This window comes from Vreelandella venusta (assembly GCF_007989605.1).
Lineage (GTDB): Bacteria > Pseudomonadota > Gammaproteobacteria > Pseudomonadales > Halomonadaceae > Vreelandella > Vreelandella venusta.
Window position 1 is genome coordinate 17,602 of sequence record NZ_BJUL01000011.1, and the last position, 20,521, is coordinate 38,122.

13 protein-coding genes are annotated in these 20,521 nt (G+C 52.7%); 1 reads left to right on the top strand and 12 read right to left on the bottom strand.

Features of this window, described 5'->3' with window-relative positions:
• Window positions 1-17: 17 nt before the first annotated feature.
• From kdsA to pilM, 11 genes are all read right to left on the bottom strand, one after another.
• Window positions 18-887, bottom strand: coding sequence for a 3-deoxy-8-phosphooctulonate synthase (kdsA, locus tag HVE01_RS13285; RefSeq protein WP_146944681.1), 870 nt, complete (start codon window positions 885-887; stop codon window positions 18-20).
• A gap of 17 nt (window positions 888-904) precedes the next feature.
• Window positions 905-2,560: a CTP synthase gene (locus HVE01_RS13290; RefSeq protein ID WP_146944682.1), complete on the bottom strand. Its 1,656-nt coding sequence runs from the start codon at window positions 2,558-2,560 to the stop codon at window positions 905-907.
• A 138-nt stretch (window positions 2,561-2,698) separates the two neighbouring features.
• Window positions 2,699-4,117: an FAD-dependent oxidoreductase gene (locus tag HVE01_RS13295; protein WP_125745755.1), complete on the bottom strand. Its 1,419-nt coding sequence runs from the start codon at window positions 4,115-4,117 to the stop codon at window positions 2,699-2,701.
• A 33-nt stretch (window positions 4,118-4,150) separates the two neighbouring features.
• Window positions 4,151-8,608 (bottom strand): glutamate synthase large subunit, encoded by a 4,458-nt coding sequence (gltB, locus tag HVE01_RS13300; protein WP_146944683.1) that lies wholly within the window; start codon window positions 8,606-8,608, stop codon window positions 4,151-4,153.
• Window positions 8,609-9,173: 565 nt separating this feature from the next.
• Window positions 9,174-10,280 carry a 3-dehydroquinate synthase gene (aroB, locus tag HVE01_RS13305; protein ID WP_146944684.1) on the bottom strand — a complete coding sequence of 369 codons (1,107 nt, stop codon included), beginning with the start codon at window positions 10,278-10,280 and terminating at the stop codon, window positions 9,174-9,176.
• A complete protein-coding gene (gene aroK, locus HVE01_RS13310) occupies window positions 10,277-10,843 on the bottom strand; it encodes a shikimate kinase AroK (protein WP_038481630.1) in 567 nt (188 codons plus the stop codon). The genes aroB and aroK overlap by 4 nt, the downstream gene beginning before the upstream one ends.
• Window positions 10,843-12,882, bottom strand: coding sequence for a type IV pilus secretin PilQ (locus HVE01_RS13315; protein ID WP_146944685.1), 2,040 nt, complete (start codon window positions 12,880-12,882; stop codon window positions 10,843-10,845). Before HVE01_RS13315 ends, aroK begins: the two co-directional genes overlap by 1 nt.
• Window positions 12,883-12,916: 34 nt before the next feature.
• On the bottom strand, window positions 12,917-13,438 hold the full coding sequence (locus HVE01_RS13320) for a pilus assembly protein PilP (protein WP_146944686.1): 522 nt from the start codon (window positions 13,436-13,438) through the stop codon (window positions 12,917-12,919).
• The gene (locus HVE01_RS13325; protein ID WP_146944687.1) at window positions 13,435-14,061 is read right to left on the bottom strand and encodes a type IV pilus inner membrane component PilO; all 627 of its coding nucleotides are present in this window, start codon (window positions 14,059-14,061) and stop codon (window positions 13,435-13,437) included. The genes HVE01_RS13320 and HVE01_RS13325 overlap by 4 nt, the downstream gene beginning before the upstream one ends.
• On the bottom strand, window positions 14,058-14,627 hold the full coding sequence (locus tag HVE01_RS13330) for a PilN domain-containing protein (RefSeq protein WP_146944688.1): 570 nt from the start codon (window positions 14,625-14,627) through the stop codon (window positions 14,058-14,060). The genes HVE01_RS13325 and HVE01_RS13330 overlap by 4 nt, the downstream gene beginning before the upstream one ends.
• The gene (pilM, locus tag HVE01_RS13335) at window positions 14,624-15,685 is read right to left on the bottom strand and encodes a type IV pilus assembly protein PilM (protein ID WP_146944690.1); all 1,062 of its coding nucleotides are present in this window, start codon (window positions 15,683-15,685) and stop codon (window positions 14,624-14,626) included. The genes HVE01_RS13330 and pilM overlap by 4 nt, the downstream gene beginning before the upstream one ends.
• A 193-nt stretch (window positions 15,686-15,878) precedes the next feature.
• Between pilM and HVE01_RS13340 the strand changes: the two genes are divergently transcribed.
• The gene (locus tag HVE01_RS13340; RefSeq protein WP_125745739.1) at window positions 15,879-18,407 is read left to right on the top strand and encodes a penicillin-binding protein 1A; all 2,529 of its coding nucleotides are present in this window, start codon (window positions 15,879-15,881) and stop codon (window positions 18,405-18,407) included.
• Between the two features lie 78 nt (window positions 18,408-18,485).
• On the opposite strand, the gene HVE01_RS13345 is transcribed toward HVE01_RS13340, so the two are convergent.
• A complete protein-coding gene (locus HVE01_RS13345) occupies window positions 18,486-20,498 on the bottom strand; it encodes a TRAP transporter permease (RefSeq protein ID WP_125745737.1) in 2,013 nt (670 codons plus the stop codon).
• Window positions 20,499-20,521 lie beyond the last annotated feature (23 nt).

The following is a 20,521-nucleotide window of genomic DNA, read 5'->3' on the forward strand; positions in this document are numbered from 1 at the left end:
CATATTTGCTGGCGCGGTTAACGAATGGTCAAAGGCGTAAACCCTTTCACCAAGGCGTCTAACTGCGAAAGCTGAGTCAAAAATGGCTCTAATTGATCTAATGGCAGTGCGCAGGGTCCATCACACTTAGCGTTATCTGGATCAGGGTGAGCTTCTAGGAAGATCCCCGCCAAACCAACGGCCACCCCCGCACGAGCCAACTCTGCCACTTGAGCACGACGACCATCGGCACTGTCCGCACGGCCACCAGGGCGCTGTAAGGCGTGGGTGACATCGAAGAACACCGGGTAACCGGTCTGTTTCATATCCCCAACACCCAGCATATCCACCACTAGGTTGTTGTAGCCGAAGCTGGTACCACGCTCGCATAGCATCAGACGGTCGTTACCAGCTTCCTGAAACTTGGTAAGGATATGACGCATTTCGTGGGGTGCTAGAAACTGTGGTTTCTTGATATTAATCGCCGCACCGGTATTGGCCATCGCCACCACTAGATCGGTCTGACGGGCAAGAAACGCTGGCAGTTGAATAATGTCAGCGACTTCAGCCGCAGGCTCTGCCTGCCAGGGCTCATGAACGTCAGTAATGATGGGCACGCCATAGCGCGCTTTAATATCCGCTAGAATCTGCAAACCTTTTTCTAGCCCAGGCCCACGGTAAGAGTGGATAGAACTACGGTTTGCTTTATCAAAGCTTGCCTTAAAAACATAAGGCATCCCGAGCTTTTGCGTCACATCAACGTAGGCCTGTGCCACCTCATCAGCAAGCGTCGCCGACTCCAGCACATTCATGCCGCCTAATAACATTAGCGGCAAAGAATTGCCGGCGGTTAGGCCGGCAACGTTAATATGACGCTCTGGAAAGGATGATTGAGAAGTCGAAGCCATGTTATTCGCTCTCCCTCTTATTCCTGAGTCGTTGTATGAGCGCGCGTACGTGCCGTTTTGTGCTCTAAGGCAGCATTAACAAACCCAGAGAACAGCGGGTGCCCGTCACGTGGTGTCGAAGTGAATTCCGGATGGAATTGGCACGCCACGTACCAAGGGTGGTCAGCCAACTCAACGACTTCTACCAAGGACTGATCGACGCTCTTGCCAGAAATGACCAGGCCTGCCTGCTCTAACCCATCAACAAACTGGTTATTGACTTCAAAGCGGTGGCGATGACGCTCGACAATCTCATCAGCACCGTAGGCTTCGCGAGCTTTGCTGCCGGATTTCAAGTGACAGACCTGACCGCCTAGACGCATGGTGCCGCCTAAGTCAGACGCGGCGTCACGCAGCTCGATCTTACCTTCAGCGTTAATCCACTCGGTAATCAGGCCCACCACCGGGTGCTTGGTGTCGTGGGTGAATTCTGTTGAGTTAGCGTCTTTCCAACCAGCCACGTTGCGGGCAAATTCGATGACGGCTACCTGCATACCCAAACAAATACCCAGGTAGGGAATGTTGTTTTCACGCGCGAACTGAGCGGTAAGAATTTTGCCTTCCACACCGCGCTCACCAAAGCCGCCAGGTACCAGGATGGCATCTTTGCCAGCTAACCGCTCGGTACCGTGACGCTCGATATCTTCGGAGTCGATATAGTCGACATTGACCTTAATACGCCCTTGAATGCCTGCGTGAATAAGCGCTTCGTTAAGCGACTTATAGGCGTCCAGCAGCTCCATGTATTTACCGACCATGGCAATGCTTACCGACTTCAGCGGATTCAATTTGGAATCCAGCACCTTGACCCATTCGGAAAGGTCGGCAGGCTCTGCTTCCAGGCGCAGCTTATCGCAAACAATATCGTCCAGACCGTGCTCGTGCAGCATCAGCGGAATCCGATAAATAGTATCGGCATCCTGCAACGGCACAACGGCACGCTCTTCCACGTTAGTGAACAGGGCGATTTTACGGCGCTCACTCTCTTCTAACTCTACTTCGCTACGGCAAATCAAAATATCCGGCTGGATACCAATCGAGCGTAGCTCTTTGACACTGTGCTGAGTCGGTTTGGTCTTGGTCTCGCCTGCCGTCTTGATATACGGCACCAGCGTCAGGTGCATGTAAATCGCCCGACTAGCGCCAAGCTCACTACGGATCTGGCGAATAGACTCTAAGAATGGCAGCGATTCAATATCACCCACCGTGCCACCGATTTCTACCAGCGCCACATCAAAGCCTTCACCGCCAGCATAGACGCGCTGTTTGATTTCATCGGTAATATGCGGGATGACCTGAACGGTACCGCCCAAGTAATCACCACGGCGCTCTTTGCGCAGTACATTCTCGTACACGCGCCCCGTCGTGAAGTTATTCCCTTGGGTCATTTTGGTGCGAATAAAACGCTCATAGTGCCCTAAGTCCAAGTCCGTCTCGGCGCCATCTTCGGTGACGAACACCTCGCCGTGCTGGAAAGGACTCATGGTGCCCGGATCCACGTTGATGTAGGGGTCGAGCTTGAGCATGGTGACCTTAAGGCCGCGGGCCTCTAGAATCGCCGCCAGCGAGGCCGACGCGATGCCCTTGCCAAGAGAGGACACAACGCCGCCGGTCACGAAGATATATCGTGTCATGGAAAACCTGTCGAAACGTGATCAAAAGGCGTAACAGAAAGCCACACCAGGATGGGATGACAGAATAGCAGAGTACGCCTAAAGGCTCAATTTGAACTGCAGGTGGCAGAGGGGCGAAGACGCCCCTCACTATCAAAACTAAACGCCTAGGTAATCCAAAATCCCCTCAGCAGCCTGGCGGCCTTCGTAAATCGCGGTGACCACTAGGTCAGAGCCGCGCACCATATCGCCACCAGCAAAAATTTTCTCGTTGCTGGTTTGGTAAGCGTACTGGCCATGCTCTGGCGCTTTTACGCGATCACGCTCATCGACCTGAATGTTGGCGCTATCGAACCACGGTGCAGGGCTTGCCTGAAAACCAAACGCTACCACGACTGCGTCGGCGGCAATAATCTCTTCAGACCCAGGCACGACTTCAGGACGGCGACGGCCATTTTCATCGGGCTCACCCAAACGGGTACGCACGACCTTAACTCCTTCGACCTGCTCTTCTCCCACCACCGCAACCGGCTGACGGTTGAACAGAAACTCAACGCCCTCTTCTCGCGCATTAGCAACTTCACGACGGGAACCGGGCATGTTTTCTTCATCACGGCGATAAGCGCAGATCACGCTGTCGGCGCGCTGGCGAATAGAGGTGCGATTACAATCCATCGCCGTATCACCACCGCCAAGCACTACCACTCGTTTACCTTCCATCGAGATAAAATCGTTAGGATCTTTTTCAAAGCCTAAACGACGATTCACGTTGGCAATTAGGAAGTCGAGCGCTTTATACACGCCAGGTAAATCTTCGCCAGGGAAGCCACCTTCCATGTACTTGTAAGTGCCCATCCCCAGGAAAACAGCATCGTATTCCTGCAGCAGCGTATCGAATTCGATGTCGGTACCAATTTCGGTATTCAGACGAAACTCGACGCCCATCTCTTCAAAAACAGCGCGCCGACGCTCCATGACGTTCTTTTCCAGCTTGAACTCTGGAATACCAAAGGTGAGCAGACCGCCAATCTCGGGATATTTATCAAACACGACGGGCTTGACACCGTTACGTGCCAGAATATCAGCGCAACCAAGGCCCGCAGGCCCCGCACCTACGATGGCGACCTTCTTATCGGTCCACTCCACCTTAGACATATCCGGGCGCCAACCCATCGCAAACGCGGTGTCGGTGATGTACTTCTCTACCGACCCAATGGTCACCGCACCAAAGCCATCGTTCAGCGTACAGTCGCCTTCACACAAACGATCTTGTGGGCACACGCGGCCACACACTTCCGGCAATGAGTTGGTTTTATGCGAAAGCTCGGCTGCTTCAATAATATTGCCTTCCACCACTAGCTGAAGCCAGTTGGGAATGTAGTTATGTACCGGGCACTTCCACTCGCAATACGGATTACCACAGTGCAAGCAACGGTGTGCCTGACTCGCCGCATCGGTGGGCTTAAAGGGTTCATAAATTTCAGCGAACTCTTTTGACCGTGTGTGTGCGGCTTTTTTCTGTGGGTCTTGGCGACCCACATCAACAAACTGGAAATCGTTATTTAAACGGTTAGCCATGATTTCTCTCCTCGAAGCGTAGACTCTGGCGGGTTATTCCGGCTGACGCCGAGATTGATTCAGCAAACTACCCAAACTTGCCGCTTTTGGCTTAACTAGCCAGAAGTGGCGCGCGTAGTCGCCGAAGTCTTCCAGAATCGCCGCACCTCTAGCGGACCCTGTCGCCGCAACGTAGGCTTCGATCATTTCACGCAAATGACGGCGATACGCTTCCATCGCTTCGGTATTGACCCGGTGAATTTCGACCAGCTCGTGGTTGTACTTGTCCACAAAGGTACGGTCTTCATCCAATACGTAAGCAAAACCACCGGTCATGCCCGCGCCAAAGTTAACACCCGTTTCACCCAATACGCAGACCAACCCCCCAGTCATGTATTCACAACAGTGGTCACCTGCACCTTCAATCACAGCAGTCGCGCCAGAGTTGCGCACGGCAAAACGCTCACCCGCAGTACCTGCAGCAAACAGCGTGCCGCCTGTCGCACCATACAGGCAGGTGTTACCGATAATGGCGGTTTTATGGCTTTCAAACTGGCTAACCTTGGGCGGCACAATCACAATGCTGCCGCCGTTCATGCCTTTGCCCACGTAGTCGTTGGCATCGCCCTCGAGATAGAGATTTAAGCCACGGGCGTTCCACACCCCGAAACTTTGCCCAGCCACCCCGGTAAAGCGCGCAGTGACCGGAGCGGATTCCAGGCCATCTTCACCGTAGCGTTTGGCAATTGCGCCAGAGCTCAATGCACCTACGCTGCGGTCGCAGTTAGTAATAGTGAAGTCAAACTCACCTCCAGACTGGCTTTCAATGGCCTCTTTCAGTGCTGCCAACACTTCCTGGTTCTTAGCACCCGGGTCATGGGGCACATTACGACTCACCTTACAAAACTGCGGTGCATCTGCAGGCACAAAATCATTCGAAAGCAGTGGCGCTAGATCCAATTTACGCTGAGCAGCTGTGTTGCCTTCCAACACTTCAAGCAAATCGGTGCGACCAATCAGATCTGTCAGCTGGCGCACCCCTAACATCGCCATCAGTTCACGCACTTCTTCAGCAATAAAGCGGAAGTAGTTTTTCACCATATCGACAGTGCCGCGGAAGTGCTCACCACGCAGGAAGTCATCTTGCGTTGCTACGCCGGTGGCGCAGTTATTCAGGTGGCATATACGCAGGAACTTACAGCCCAATGCCACCATCGGCGCAGTACCAAAGCCAAAGCTTTCAGCCCCCAAAATCGCCGCCTTAACGACATCAAGCCCCGTTTTGAGACCACCATCAGTCTGCAGGCGAATCTTATCGCGCAGGCCGTTAATACGTAGCGCTTGGTGCACTTCAGGTAACCCAAGCTCCCAAGGAGAGCCCGCGTGCTTGATAGAGGTCAATGGGCTTGCCGCGGTACCACCGTCGTAACCAGACACAGTGATCAGATCTGCATAGGCCTTCGCCACACCAGTGGCAATGGTGCCAATGCCTGGCTCAGAGACCAGTTTCACGGAAACCTGGGCATCTGGATTGACTTGTTTGAGATCAAAAATCAGCTGCGCCAAGTCTTCAATCGAGTAAATATCGTGGTGTGGAGGCGGTGAAATCAGCGTCACACCTGGCACCGCGTAGCGTAGCCGGGCAATCAACTGGTTCACTTTACCGCCTGGCAACTGGCCACCTTCACCGGGCTTGGCACCCTGGGCAACTTTGATCTGCAGTACTTCCGCATTGACCAAATAGGCCGGAGTAACACCGAAGCGGCCAGAAGCAATCTGCTTGATTTTCGAACTACGGATGGTGCCGTAGCGGGCAGGGTCTTCACCACCCTCGCCAGAGTTGGAGCGCCCGCCCGCCTCGTTCATCGCTTGGGCCAACGCCTCATGAGCTTCCGGAGACAGCGCGCCTAGCGACATCCCTGCGCTATCAAAGCGCGGAATCAACGCCTCAACCGGCTCAACATCCTCTAATGGAATGGGCGTTGCAGCAGGTTTGAGCTGCAGCAAATCACGAATAGTGGCAACCGGACGCTCGTTGACCAACTGAGCAAATTTTTTCCACTTTGCGTAGCTGCCTTCTTGCACCGCCGCCTGAAGCGACTTCACGACATCAGGGTTGTAGGCATGATATTCGTAGCCATGCACATACTTCAGCATACCGCCTTGAGAAATGCCTTTGCGGGCAATCCAGGCATCCTTGGCCAGTAACTCCTGCTGCATTTGCAGCTCAGCAAAGCCAGCGCCCTTAATCCGGGATGCCATGCCGACAAAGCAGGTCTCCATAATCTCGTCGGATAGCCCCACCGCTTCGAACAGCATAGAGCCACGGTAGGAAGCTAACGTTGAGATACCCATCTTCGAAAGAATTTTGAACAACCCTTTCTGCAGACCTTTGCGGTAATTCTCGCGAGCATCGGCAGGGTTGCCTGTTAGCTCACCAGTGCGATGCATATCGGCCATAACCTGATAAGCGAGCCACGGGTACACTGCCGTCGCGCCCACACCAAACAGCACGGCCATTTGATGGGCATCCCTTGCATAGCCGGTTTCCACCACAATGTTGGCATTCGGCCGCAGCGCCAAACGACCAAGATGAGAGTGAACAGCCCCCACCGCCAACGCTGCCTGAATGGGCAACTGCCCTTTTGGAAGGTCAGCATCGGTCAACACCAAAATCACCTTGCCCGCTTTTACCTGCGCTTCAGCTTCTCGGCAAAGTAAAGTCACTGCCTGCTGCAGACTAGTGTGCTCCGGGTCGTAGCCGAGCGACAGCGTGTGGCTAGCGAAGGCAGGGTCATCCTGACTGACCAGCGCCGTAAATTTACGAGGAGATAGGACAGGCGTTGTCAAAATCAAACGGTGGGCATGCTCAGGCGTTGCCTTAAAGACGTTCAGCTCCGCACCACAGCAGGTCTCCAGCGACATAACAATCGCTTCACGAAGAGGGTCGATCGGCGGATTGGTCACCTGGGCAAACTTTTGACGGAAGAAATCAGTTAATAGACGTGGGCGACTAGACAGCACCGCCATGGGGGTATCATCACCCATCGAGCCAACCGCCTCCTGACCACTTTCTGCCAGCGGGCGCAGCACCTGATCACGCTCTTCAAAGCTCACCTGGAACATTTTCTGCTGAACATTAAGTGCGTCAGTGTCCATTGTCTGGAAACGCGCAAGCTCAGTCAGCGCTGACTCTAGGTAATTAGCTTCCTGCTTGAGCCAGCGCTTGTAGGGGTAAGCCGACTTCAGGCGATTATCAATATCCTGGGTGTGCAGCACTTCACCGGTCTGAGTGTCTACCGCCAGCATCTGGCCTGGGCCAACGCGGCCCTTAGCGACAACGTCCTCAGGGCGATAACCATAAGTGCCAATCTCAGACGCTAGCGTAATGTAGCCATTCTTGGTAATCACCCAGCGTGCTGGGCGAAGGCCGTTGCGATCCAGCATACAAACAGCTTGGCGACCGTCAGTCATTACCACACCGGCCGGACCATCCCAAGGTTCCATGTGCATGGAGTTGTATTCATAGAACGCGCGCAATTCGGCGTCCATGGTCTCAACGTTTTGCCAAGCAGGCGGCACCATCATGCGCACCGCACGATGTAGCTCCATACCGCCAGTCAACAGTACTTCCAGCATGTTATCCATGCTTGAGGAGTCTGACCCGGTGGTATTAACAATTTCCTCAAGCTCAGCAATATCAGGCAGGCGCTCATTAACAAAGTTGGCTTTACGCGAGTTTGCCCAGCCGCGGTTGGCCTCAATCGTATTGATCTCGCCATTATGCGCCAATAGACGGAATGGCTGAGCCAACGGCCAGCGCGGCGCAGTGTTCGTAGAGAAACGCTGGTGGAACACGCAAATGGCGGTTTCCAGACTTGGGTCATTTAAATCTTTATAGAATGCCGGCAAGTCTTCCGGCATAACTAAGCCTTTATAGGAAACAACTTCCGATGAGAGCGAAGCAACATAAAAGTCTTCATCGCTACGTAGCGCTTGCTCTGCATAACGGCGCGCCATAAACAGATCGACGTCGAAGCGATCACTGCTTAAATTTCCGTTACTAGCCGGCTGAACAAACAGCTGCTCAATTCGCGGTAGACAGTCCAGCGCCATCGGACCACATACGCTCGAATCAGTGGGCACTTCGCGCCAGCCCAATACCTCTAAGCCACGGCTGCTTAGTTCGCGCTCAAGGGTTTCTTTAGCATGAGCGGCACGTGCATCGTCATCTGGCAAAAAGATAACGCCTACAGCAAAACGCTCGCCAAGCTCCTTATCAAGCGCTTGCTTCGCGGCAGCGCGCATGAATTGCACCGGCATTTTCAGCAGCAAGCCGCAACCGTCACCGGTTTTACCGTCGGCCGCAATACCGCCGCGATGGGTCATGCAGGTAAGTGATTCAATAGCAGTTTTCAGCAAGTCGTGACTGGCCTGCCCTTCCATATGGGCAATAAGGCCAAAGCCACAGTTATCGCGAAACTCGCCAGGCTGGTGAAGACCTCTATTCATGGGCGTGCCCCTAGTCAACGTATATTTATTTAGCAGCTTTTTCATGTTATGGTAGCGGGTTTTTCTTATTTTTTTATCCATTACAGCCCATCAAAAACAGGGCATTTCCCGCTTTCACTGCATCAAGAAAAGGTCACTCAGCATAGCGATTTGCCTGCGTGTAGCGCAATCACTCAAAACCCGCCAACCCTTAAAAAACCTTGTCAAATCGTGCATTTGCATTCGAAGACAATTAAAAAACATATTAACTTCAACCACTTGCAAACCAGCTAAACGATATTTAAACGATAAAATTTAATAATTAGACTTTAGTCTCGATTTGTCGAAAAAACCCATGCCGATAGCGCATAAGGCATGCTGATTACATACAGAATGATCATCACTTAACGCCAGACAACAAAAAACCCACGCGATGGTGGGTTTTACGTGCAGCTTTGTTTGTTAAAACTATTTAGCCATGCGGCCCCTCAAGACTGCTTATCCATACGGGCTGCCATATAGGCTGCCGATTGTTTATCTATATGGCCTATACGCCTATATGGCCTATACGTTTCGATATTTAGATTTAGCCGCGCGGATAGTGGTGAAGTAGCTCACGCAGCACATCAGGCGGCGTAGCATCACTGACGCAGGCATCACCCAGGGCATTGAGCAGCACCAAACGTAGACGAGTATCGATATTCTTCTTGTCCAACTTCATGCGGGCTAAAAAGTCTTCTACCGACATTCCGGCAGGCGCGGCTAGTGGTAGTCCAGCACTTTCGACAACCGCTTTAGCACGCGCGAGTGCATTGCTATCAATCCAGCCAAGCTGATGCGAGAGCGTTGCTGCCATCGCCATGCCTGCCCCAACGGCTTCACCATGCAACCAATTGCCATAACCTTGATGAGCTTCAATCGCGTGGCCAAACGTGTGCCCCAAGTTCAGCAGCGCACGAACGCCCTGCTCAGTCTCATCATCCGCCACAATGTCGGCTTTAATCTGGCAACTTTGAGCAATCGCTTCAGCAATCACCGCAGGTTCAACACTTCGCAGCGCCTGCATATGCTCTTCTAACCAACTTAGGAAGCGTTCATCACGGATTAATCCATACTTGATCACTTCAGCCAGACCTGCAGACAGCTCCCGGCTAGGCAGTGTGGCCAAGGTGTCGATATCTACGATCACGGCTTTTGGCTGCCAAAAAGCGCCAATCATATTTTTACCCAGCGGGTGATTAACGCCGGTCTTCCCGCCCACCGAAGAGTCTACCTGGGATAGTAACGTAGTCGGCACCTGAACAAAGGCAACGCCACGTTGATAAGCTGCTGCCGCATAACCAACCATATCGCCAATCACACCGCCCCCTAAGGCAATCAGCGTACAGCGACGATTGAAGCCTGCCTCTAACAGCGCATCCCAGATCCGGCTTACCTGCTCGATGGTTTTATATTGCTCCCCGTCAGGCAGCACTACCGTGCGAATATCTAAATGACTAGGCAGACCAGCACAAAGCGTTTCTAAATAAAGCGGTGCGATAGTCTCATTGGTGACGACCATCACCTGCTGACCCGCGAGATAAGGCTCCAGCATATTGGCGCGCTTTAGCAGCCCAACACCAATATGAATCGGGTAACTACGCTCCCCCAATGCGACGGTTAACGTACGCTGAGCACTTGTCATTTCAGTCATTGTGATACCTTTTTACTTTGAGCCCGCGCAATTTCCAGAGGGTCCACCATGCGATGGACACGACGCAGAATTTCGTTAACCACCGCACGAGGGCTGCGCCGATCCGTGCGCACCGTAATATCCGATGTCGCTCGATACAGCGGATCTCGTGTGGCGAACATGTCGTTTAGCACCTGTTCACGATTATCACACTGTAATAGCGGTCGATTTCGATCTTTGGCGGTGCGCTTCAGTTGCTGGTCAACGGTGGTCAGTAAATAAACCACGGCGCCTCGCTCCCGCAGAGCCCGTCGATTCTCTTCGCGCAGCACCGCGCCACCGCCGGTAGCTACTACCACGCCGGACAGCTGAGTGAGCTCGTCAATCATCTGACTTTCGCGCTGACGAAAGCCGGGTTCACCTTCAACGTCAAAAATCCAGGGGATATCCGCACCACAGCGGTCTTGTATAGCGTGATCGCTATCAAAGAACGAGCGTGACAACTCAGCCGCGAGTAAGCGGCCTATTGTGCTCTTGCCAGCCCCCATGGGGCCAATTAAAAAAATATTGGGTAACTCTTGCATCAGCGAACCGCCAAACCATCATCAAGTAGTCGTGGAGTAATAAAGACCAATAACTCTACCTTTTCATTGCTCTCTTCGGTATAGCGGAACAGCCGCCCCAGCCAAGGAATATCTCCTAGCAGCGGTGTTTTCGCTATTTGACTCAACTGCTCTGTTGTCAAAATACCGCCTAATACCACCGTTTGCCCATTATCGACCAGTACTTGGGTCTCTATCTGGTTGGTATCAATCGGCGGTTCACCGCCAAATTCCCTTTCCCGGAAGCTATCGTTTTTAATCACTAAATCCATAATGATGCGGTTATCCGGAGTAATTTGTGGCGTCACCTCCAAGGAAAGCTCGGCCTCCTTGAACTCTGTATCTGGGTTTCCCTCTGTATCTACACTCTGAAAAGCACGCTCTTCACCTTGCCGAATAATAGCGGTTCGTTGGTTAGCTGTGATCACTCGGGGCTGAGATATCGTCTGGCTTTTGCCCTCACTCTCCAACGCGCGCAGCTCAAGGTCTAGCAGAACATCCCCCGATAGATAACCAAAACTAACCCCTGTGCTGGCGGCCGCCGTTGAGCCTAGGTCTACAGCAAGACCACCCTGGGCACGATTAATGCCGTTAGGGTTAATGTTACGTCGAGAAAACGTACCATCATCATTTTCTAAAAAGCCGCGAGTGCTCGACACACCCCAGTTAATCCCCAGCTCCTGGGACGCCGTATCCCGGGCAATGACAATTCTTGCCTCAATTTGCACCTGACGGACGGCGACATCCAAGCGATCCAAAGTAGCGATAATAGCGCGCACCTGCTCTGCCGTATCTTGTACCAGTAGCATGTTAGTACGCTGATCAATACTAATTCGCCCCCGGTCGGTTAACAGCCCAAAGCCGTCGCCGCCACGCAACAGTTGAGCTAGGTCTTCGGCGCGGGCATATTTTATTTCAACAAACTCAGTGACCAACGGTGCAAGCGTTTGGCGCTGGTTGCGAGCTTCTATCTCTTGTCGTTCAAGAGCCGCTAGCTCGCTGGCAGGCGCCACAACGATCACATTACCCTGCTCTCGGCTTGCCAGCCCTTGGCTTTGCAAGATCAGCGCTAGCGCTTGATCCCAGGGAACATCGTTTAAGTTAAGCGTAATGCGTCCGGAAACGCTATCACTGGCTACTAGGTTCAGGCCAGTAAACTCTGCCAGGGTAGTCAGCACTGCACGCACTTCAATATCTTGAAAATTCAGGCTTAGCCGCTCTCCAGTGAAAGACATTCCCTGCTGTTCTGGCTGTTGTGTAACTTGGCTTACTGGCTGCACTTCAATCGTTAACGTACGCCCATTTTGCGATGAAACCATCGCGAAAGGGCCGTTAGTGTGCAGCTCCAGCCGCACATCACGGTCCCCAAGATAAGGGGTAATACGGCTAACCGGCGTCGCAAAATCGGTGACATCGTAAACCTGGTTAAACGCATTAGGCAGCACCACATTACGCAGCTCCGCTATAACGCTCCCCCCACTGCCTTCACGCACATGAGTAACCACACCGGCACGATCAAATGTAACCTCTAGACGTCCGGCACCATCGCCTCCACGCCGAAAATCAAGATTTTCAACACGCGGCCCCTGGAGAGACTCGGAAGTCTGGATAGCGTTAGCCGCTTGAGGTGTCGACGATACAGAACCACCTGATGCTAGGGTGACTATTAACTGTTCACCAATCGCTCGCGCCGTATAACCAAGGGGCGCATTCGAATCAACCACGAGACGCGTCCGCCCACTGCCTTCTAACACCGTCACTTGTTCAACAATACCACTACTAACGACGATACGGCGTTGGGCAATCGCACTTTGTGTCTCTGCCAAATCCAGCGCTAAACGAGGAGGTGCATCTAGTCGATAGCCGCTTAGCTGGGCTACGCCGCCACTGAACTGCAGCACTAGCTCTACGTCACCATTATTGGTGTGGCGCACATCGACATTAGTAAGCAGCGATGCCATACAGACCGATGGCACGACCATAATTAATAACAGCAAGGTTCGACAACATATAGCAGCCATAAGCGATATCCATATCTGATAGCGAGTGAACAAGCTATTCTTCAAGGGTGAGCGTTATCTGGCGCTGTTGCCACCCTTGCTGAGGGCTAAAAACACGTTCAACAATAGTGATTCCCTGGGGGCCAATCTGGTTAATAAGACCGTGGTTAGTGCCTAAATAATCACCCTCTCGAACGCTAATCACCTCCCCCTCGGGAGGCTCGATCAATGCAACCTGCTGCTCCCCCATACGCAGCGTACCCACTAAACGCAATGACTGGAGTTGGAAACGTTCCAAAGGCTCTTGAGCGCGCGGCTGATCAGGAGCAAGCTCGCCCATTGCCTGCGCCACTGCTAATACGTTTTCGCGCACTTCCTGAGGCGCCAAGAAGGGACTGCGCGAATCACTAAAGCGATATTCAAGCGACTGATGCGCTGGCAACGTCTCCATCACCTCGGGCGCTTTCCCATCAGCAGCATGACGTATGTCTGCAAGGGTTTGATCTAACTGCCCTAGCTGAGGGTCGCTGCAGCCAGCCAGGCCAGCAATACATAGCAGGACGACCAAACGCTTCATGGCGCAGCCTTGTTGCTGTAGGTGCGTGCAAGCAGCGACATCCGTAACATGTTGCCACCCTGAGCAGCAGGCACTAGGGTTAAATCATGCTGGGTAATAATCCGCGCCAAATCGCTGATATCCGCAACAAAGTGTGCCAAAGCATGGTAATCACCGCGCACCTGTATATCCAAAGGGTGCTCAATATAGTGCGTGTTAATCACCGTAGGCCGCAAACGGATAGTTTCAATGGTAAGTCGATTCTCAATAGCAGCGTCACTGATACTATCTAGTAAAGAAGGAATTTCTGCGCTGGTAGGCAGCATCGCCTGCATTTGCACCATTTGATCTTCAAGGATAATCAACTGGCTGCGAATGTCCGACAGAGAAGCTGCTTCAGAAGCCTTACGTCGATACTCACCCAACAGACGCTCCTCTTGTCGCTGCTCTGCTGCCAGCGAATCGCGAACCTCACTCACCAGCCACCAGTTGATACCCAGTAGAGCAACTAAAAAAACAAGTAATGCTATTAGGGCTTTAAGCAGCCAGGGCCACCCACCCGCTTCTTTGATATCCAACGTCTGCCATTCAACGTTTCGCAAGTGCAGCCAGCTATTTTTAATGCTGTCACGAATAGACGTCATGGCGCTTTCTCCATGGAAACAGCTTCTTCAGGAGACAGTTGTCTTACCTCAAACTGAAAAACACGCAGACTGCCATCTTGGCCACTAGCAACTTCAGAAAATAGCGGTACGTCCAACCCTGGAATAGCTGCAATTTGGCGTAGTTGCTCAGAGACCTGGCGTTCATTGATGGCAACTGCTGAAAGTCTAACTCGCTGACCGCTACGAGACAGGCGCTGATAGACAACCCCATCCGCGACGCTAGCGGCAATATCGTTAAACAGCCTTACTGTACTTATGCGTTCGTTGTTAAGCATGTGAAACAGCGTCAGCTGCTCTTCCAAACGCTCAATATCGCCTTGGTAGCGTCGTACATCAGCGATTTCATTGCCTAGCTGCTCAATACGAGTAGAGATATGGGCATTACGCTGTTGCTGGGCAGCTAACTGCTGCTGGTAGAAGTGCAACACCACAACACCAGATGCCACGCCCAGCAGCAACACAAACAACATAACGCTATAAAACTGTCGCGTCTGTCTCGCTCGCCACCCCTCGCGCCAGGGTAAAAGATTAATATTAATGCTCATTGGCTAACTCGCATCGCTAACCCACCCGCCGTTAGCATCGCTGGGGCATCATTATTTAACGCTTCTTCACTTAGCCGTTTGTTAATGCGCAAACGTTGAAATGGGTTAGCAATACTTACCGACATGCCACTATCATCAGCAATACGCTCAGCGAGGCCTGGAATGACACTTGAACCACCCGCGAGTACCGTATGTTGTACTTCATGCTGACGACCGACAGTGTAATAAAGCTGCAGCGAGCGTCTCCCATGCTGTACCAGCGTGTCTAGAAAAGGAGTGAGCACTTTCTCTTGGTAGTCGTCTGGAAGACCGCCACGCTTTTTAGCAACTCCGGCCTCAGCGATGTTCATGTGATAATAGTCGCGGATGGCCTCTGTTAGCTGGCGTCCACCAAACGCCGTATCACGGCTATAAACAATGTGCCCACCCCGCACGACATGGAAAGCGCTCATATTGGCCCCGATATCGAATAGCCCTACACAAGCAGCTGGATCATTTTCCACACTTGATTGCCTGCGCAGTTCGGCCAATACGCGCTCTAGAGCGAACGTCTCTACATCGACAGCGACAGGCTCTAGTCCCGCACGCTCTAGCGTTTCGGTCAACAGAGTCACGTCTTGCTGACGACACGCGACTAAAACAACTTCTTGCTGGCCTTCATCGAAAGGAGCAGGACCTAGGCACTGAAAATCAAACGCCACCTCACTGAACGGAAAGGGAATATAGCGGTCAGATTCGGCGATTATGCGCTCTTCGATTTCCTCTTCGCTTAACGAAGCAGGAAAAATAAGCGTTTTCGCAATAGCAGCGCTCGCCGGAACGGCCACTGCTGTTTTACGCGTAAGGGGCTTTGCGCGCTCGACCGTACGCCGGAGCACATTCGCCACTTCATTGATGTCGCGGATGCGGCGCTCAACAACGGCACCTTCGCGCAGCGGTTGAACAGCGTAGCTGTCTACTTGGTAGTTATCGTTATACTGTTTGAGCTCTAACAGCTTGACGGTTGCCGATGTGATATCGACGCCAATCAACCCTTTACCAGGCTTGAGTAATCGCATGTTTAGTTCGGCTCCGCCTGCCTATCGTGCGAATTTTGAGGTTACATGATTTTTAGTGAAGTCACACGCGAATGACATTACGGCATATCAACACTGGTGACTGCTGCCTCGCCTTCCTATAATGGCAACCAATTGCGTGATACGGTCGTTTAGTTACCGTGTCTGTTCTCCTTTTCACGGGTGCACTCTGTTCATGATGTTTTTTCGAACCCTCATCCTGTCACTTTTTTCGCTAATCGTTGCGCTCATTGGCGCCACCGTGTTGGCAGTGGTGGGTGCCGCTATCTATTTTTCCCCAGGCCTGCCTGATGTCCGTCAGTTGCAAGATTTCGAGCTACATACACCGCTTCGCATCTTCACCAATGATGGCAAACTCATTGGTGAATTTGGCGAAGAGCGCCGCATGCCCGTCGACTTTGCTGATATCCCACAGGATATGATCAACGCGCTGATCGCAGCGGAAGATGCCAGTTACTTTGATCATGCAGGCGTTGATCCTCGGGGTATCGCCAGGGCAGCGGTTGAACTGGTTCAGAGTGGCGGCTCCATTCAGTCAGGTGGCTCGACCATTACCATGCAGGTTGCGCGTAACTATATGCTGACGCTTGACCAGACGTTCACGCGTAAAATTCGCGAGATTCTGCTAGCCCTGCAAATGGAGCAGATTCTTGATAAAGACGAAATCTTCGAGCTCTACGTTAATAAGATATTTCTCGGTCATCGCGCCTATGGCATCGCAGCCGCATCAGAAACGTATTATGACAAGCCATTGGCTGAATTAACGCTGGCTCAAACGGCAATGATCGCGGGACTTCCTAAAGCCCCCTCAGCCTTTAACCCACTGGCTAATTCTGAACGCTCGCTGATTCGCCGCAACTGGATTCTATTCCGCATGCGCGAGCTAGGGCATATCGATAATGAGGCTTACCTAGCGGCTGTACAGGAACCGGTGACAGCTCGTCGGCACTACACCCAAACCGAAGTCGACGCGGCTTATGTTTCAGAAATGGCTCGCCAATATGCCATCGAACGATTTGGAGATAAGGCGTATACCGGTGGCTACCGGATTTACACCACGATTGATAGCGAAATACAGCCCTATGCGCACCAAGCATTAGCAAATGGTCTGCTGGCTTACGACCTTCGCCATGGCTGGCGCGGCTCAGAACAGCAAGATATCGCAGCAAGCTTGGTAGAAGCTCAAGAGCAAACTGCTACTCAAGGGCTCGAAGAGGAACTTGCAGAATCACCGGAAATTCGTCAAACGGCCCGCCAAGCAGCTGAGCGCAGCCAAACACAAGTTGAGGGTGTCGATGGCGACGTCAGCAACTGGTTACAAGTATTAGAGCGCACACCCAACTATGGCCTACTTCAGCCGGCGATTGTGGTTGAGAGCAGTGGCCGTGAAATGCAGGTACTTACGCGCGGTGGCGAACTGCAAACGATTGCCTGGAGCGGCCTGAACTGGGCACGCCCCTATTTGAGCCCACGCAGTCGTGGTGCCGAACCAAGTAGCGCAGATCAAATTGCGGTTCGCGGCGACTTAGTCCGCGTGATTGAAAACGAAGATGGATCGCTACGCTTGTCGCAGCGCCCCGACGCCGAAGGTTCCTTGGTTGCACAAGATCCGCGCACTGGCGCTATTTTAGCCTTACAAGGCGGGTTTGATTTTAATGCCAGTAAGTTCAACCGTGCCATCCAGGCCCAACGTCAATCTGGTTCCATCTTTAAACCGTTCATCTATCTTGCAGCCTTAGAAGATGGCGGTATGAATGCAGCAAGCGTGGTCAATGATTCCCCCGTCGTACTAGACGACGGTAGTAATTCATTATGGCGTCCAGTCAATTCAAGCCGTGATTTCCTAGGCCCGATGCGCTTGAGAACAGCGCTTGCTCGTTCGCGTAACTTGGTTACCATTCGTGTGCTTCAAGCGACGGGATTGGATCATACTATTCGCTATCTAGAAGGATTTGGCTTCTCCCCCGACCGCCTGCCACGCGGGCTGTCTCTCGCCTTGGGCAGCGCCAGTTTAACGCCACTGGAAATGACCAACGCGTATTCCGTTCTTGCCAACGGTGGTTTTCAGGTCGCGCCATGGTTTATCGAACGCGTAACGCGTAACGATGATGAGGAACTTGTCGATGAAGCAACGCCTCAGGTTGCCTGCCCTAGCTGCGCAGAGGGGCAGGAAACAGTTGAAATCGACGGCAAAGAGTACCCTGTAGCTGCTCGGGTCGCTGACCCTGCTGCTGTCTATATTCTGCGCGACATGCTGCGTGACGTCATTACGTCTGGCACCGGTCGTGGTGCTCTTAGCCTGAACCGCGACGATATCGTCGGCAAAACGGGCACCACCAATAACCAGCGTGATGCTTGGTTCGCAGGCTTTAACAGCGACTTAGTCACCACCGTATGGGTAGGCAAAGATAGCAACGAGTCCACCGCTGAATATGGCTCTAACGCAGCACTACCTATCTGGGTTGACTTTATGGGCGATGCACTTGAAGGCACCCCCTCAGCGATCCCCGAACGCCCGGATACTGTTGTTAGCGCACGGGTAGACCCCTCCACCGGATATCGCTTGGCGGATGGTCAGTCAGGCGGCATTTCGGAGATTTTCCACCGTGACCATCTTCCCGGCTACCAGCAACGTCGCATTAGTCGTGAACTGGAAGAAGCGAGTGGCTCGCAGGGGTCTGGTACCGCAGAGTCCATTTTCTAAGCCGTACCTGCACAAAGCAAAAGCCCGGAAACCTAATGGTCTCCGGGCTTTTTTATGGCGTACATTAATGTCCTACGATTAGCCATTCATCGACAGACGTTCTCGCTTGCTGGCAAACCAGTTAGCACTAATCGCGGCAATCATCACCACTACCCCAGCCATTTCAGTTAGCAGATTCGGATAAAATACGCCAACGATAGCGCCGCCAATCGCCAAACGCGGTAGCCAAGACATTCTGGTAAACAGATAACCTTCAAGCGCGGCAGCAAACGCACACAGTGCCAGAATAGCAATCAGCGCATTCCAAACCACCACTGGCACGGGGCCACCGACAATGATTTCTGGATTAAACACCATAAATAGCGGAATCAAATAGAGACCTTTAGCAAATTTCCAAGCTTGGAAGCCAGTCTCCATGGGTTTACTGCCTGCAATTGCTGCCCCTGCAAAACCGGCCAGGGCGATAGGTGGCGTCACGTTAGAGTCCTGGGAGTACCAGAACACCACTAAGTGAGCAATCAGTAGCGGCACCCCAAATTCAGCGGTCAACGCCGGACCCACCAGTACAATCAAGACAATATAGCTCGCGGTAACCGGCAGCCCCATCCCCAAAATCAAGCTTGCCAGCAGTACCATCACTAACGCCAACACTAGGTTGCCGCCGGAAAAAGCCAGCATCATTGAGGAAAACTTCAATCCTAGCCCTGTCAGGCCCACAACGCCGACAATAATGCCAGCCACGGCACAAGCCATAGAAACCGCAACAGCATTCCGCGCCCCCAACTCCAGCCCCTGAGCCAGCTTAACCAGCCCCGCCCACACCACATCTTTGGTGCGACTCATGGTGACCGGCTGGCCTTGCTTGGGAGCAATAAAGAAGTACCAAAGCGCATAGCGCAGCACCGCCACAGCGATGATAGTGACCACGGCGTAATAGCCAACGCGCATTGGCGACATACTCATCGCTAGCAGCCACACTAGCACCGCGAGAGGAAGCAGAAAGTGCCAGCCATCTTTCATAACTTGGCGCATTTGCGGCAGCTCGCTTTTCGCCAATCCCTGCATCCCCTGCTTCAATGCAATGATATGGACAAATAGATACACCGTTGCAAAGTACATAATCGCCGGCAAAATGCTGACTTTAACGATTTCCAAATAGGGCGTGTTGGTATATTCAGCAATTAAAAACGCCCCTGCCCCCATTAAAGGCGGCATAATTTGTCCACCGGTAGAAGCGGCTGCTTCTATTCCTCCCGCCTGCTTTGGCTGATAGCCCAGCTTTTTCATCAGCGGAATGGTAAATGCCCCGGTGGTCACCACGTTGGCAATCGCACTACCCGAAATAGAGCCCATACCCGCCGAAGCCAGCACGGCGGCTTTCGCAGGGCCGCCCCGCTGGCGACCAGTGGCCGCATAGGCCATATCAATAAAAAACTTGCCCGCGCCAGTGCTTTCCAAAAAGGCACCAAAGAGCACAAATATAAAGATGTAGGTCGCTGCAACTCCTAAAGGCAAACCAAAAATGCCTTCTTGTCCTAAATAGAGCTGCCCTGCGACGCGCTCCAAGGTATAGCCACGATGCTCTAAAATGCCGGGCATCCATTCGCCTAGCCATGGCAGTTCGCCCCTAGGCCCTGCAAATGCGTAAATAATGGCAAGCAGGCCAATCACCGTCATGCCAAACCCAACGGCTCGCCGACTTGCTTCCAACACAGTAACCGTCGCAATACAGGCCACTAAAATATCGGTGTCACTCCAGAAGCCGGCTCGATTGATAATCTCATCTAAAAAGAGCACCAGATAGCCACCGGTGGTTAAAGCCCCAGCAAAGAAAATTAGATCAATGCCCCACCCCAGTACTCCGCGTTTGCGCGTTGGCCCAAACACAGGAAACATCAAAAATGCCAGCAACATAATCAACGCTAAGTGAATACTGCGCTGATAGAAAAGCCCAAGGGGCTGGATACCAGCAGAATATAGCTGGAAGAGTGAAAGCCCCACCGCAACCACGGTGATACACCACAGAACCATGCGGGGCTGCATCGCATTCGCGCCGGGCATCACGACCGGCGGCGGAGTGGATTCGTTCATGAGCGTCCTCGGAAGCGTTAACT

What these genes read in the sequence shown, in the direction of transcription:
- kdsA (WP_146944681.1), bottom strand. Translation starts at nt 887, where the DNA reads ATGGCTTCGACTTCTCAATCATCCTTTCCAGAGCGTCATATTAACGTT.
- HVE01_RS13290 (WP_146944682.1), bottom strand. Translation starts at nt 2,560, where the DNA reads ATGACACGATATATCTTCGTGACCGGCGGCGTTGTGTCCTCTCTTGGC.
- HVE01_RS13295 (WP_125745755.1), bottom strand. Translation starts at nt 4,117, where the DNA reads ATGGCTAACCGTTTAAATAACGATTTCCAGTTTGTTGATGTGGGTCGC.
- gltB (WP_146944683.1), bottom strand. Translation starts at nt 8,608, where the DNA reads ATGAATAGAGGTCTTCACCAGCCTGGCGAGTTTCGCGATAACTGTGGC.
- aroB (WP_146944684.1), bottom strand. Translation starts at nt 10,280, where the DNA reads ATGACTGAAATGACAAGTGCTCAGCGTACGTTAACCGTCGCATTGGGG.
- aroK (WP_038481630.1), bottom strand. Translation starts at nt 10,843, where the DNA reads ATGCAAGAGTTACCCAATATTTTTTTAATTGGCCCCATGGGGGCTGGC.
- HVE01_RS13315 (WP_146944685.1), bottom strand. Translation starts at nt 12,882, where the DNA reads ATGGCTGCTATATGTTGTCGAACCTTGCTGTTATTAATTATGGTCGTG.
- HVE01_RS13320 (WP_146944686.1), bottom strand. Translation starts at nt 13,438, where the DNA reads ATGAAGCGTTTGGTCGTCCTGCTATGTATTGCTGGCCTGGCTGGCTGC.
- HVE01_RS13325 (WP_146944687.1), bottom strand. Translation starts at nt 14,061, where the DNA reads ATGACGTCTATTCGTGACAGCATTAAAAATAGCTGGCTGCACTTGCGA.
- HVE01_RS13330 (WP_146944688.1), bottom strand. Translation starts at nt 14,627, where the DNA reads ATGAGCATTAATATTAATCTTTTACCCTGGCGCGAGGGGTGGCGAGCG.
- pilM (WP_146944690.1), bottom strand. Translation starts at nt 15,685, where the DNA reads ATGCGATTACTCAAGCCTGGTAAAGGGTTGATTGGCGTCGATATCACA.
- HVE01_RS13340 (WP_125745739.1), top strand. Translation starts at nt 15,879, where the DNA reads ATGATGTTTTTTCGAACCCTCATCCTGTCACTTTTTTCGCTAATCGTT.
- HVE01_RS13345 (WP_125745737.1), bottom strand. Translation starts at nt 20,498, where the DNA reads ATGAACGAATCCACTCCGCCGCCGGTCGTGATGCCCGGCGCGAATGCG.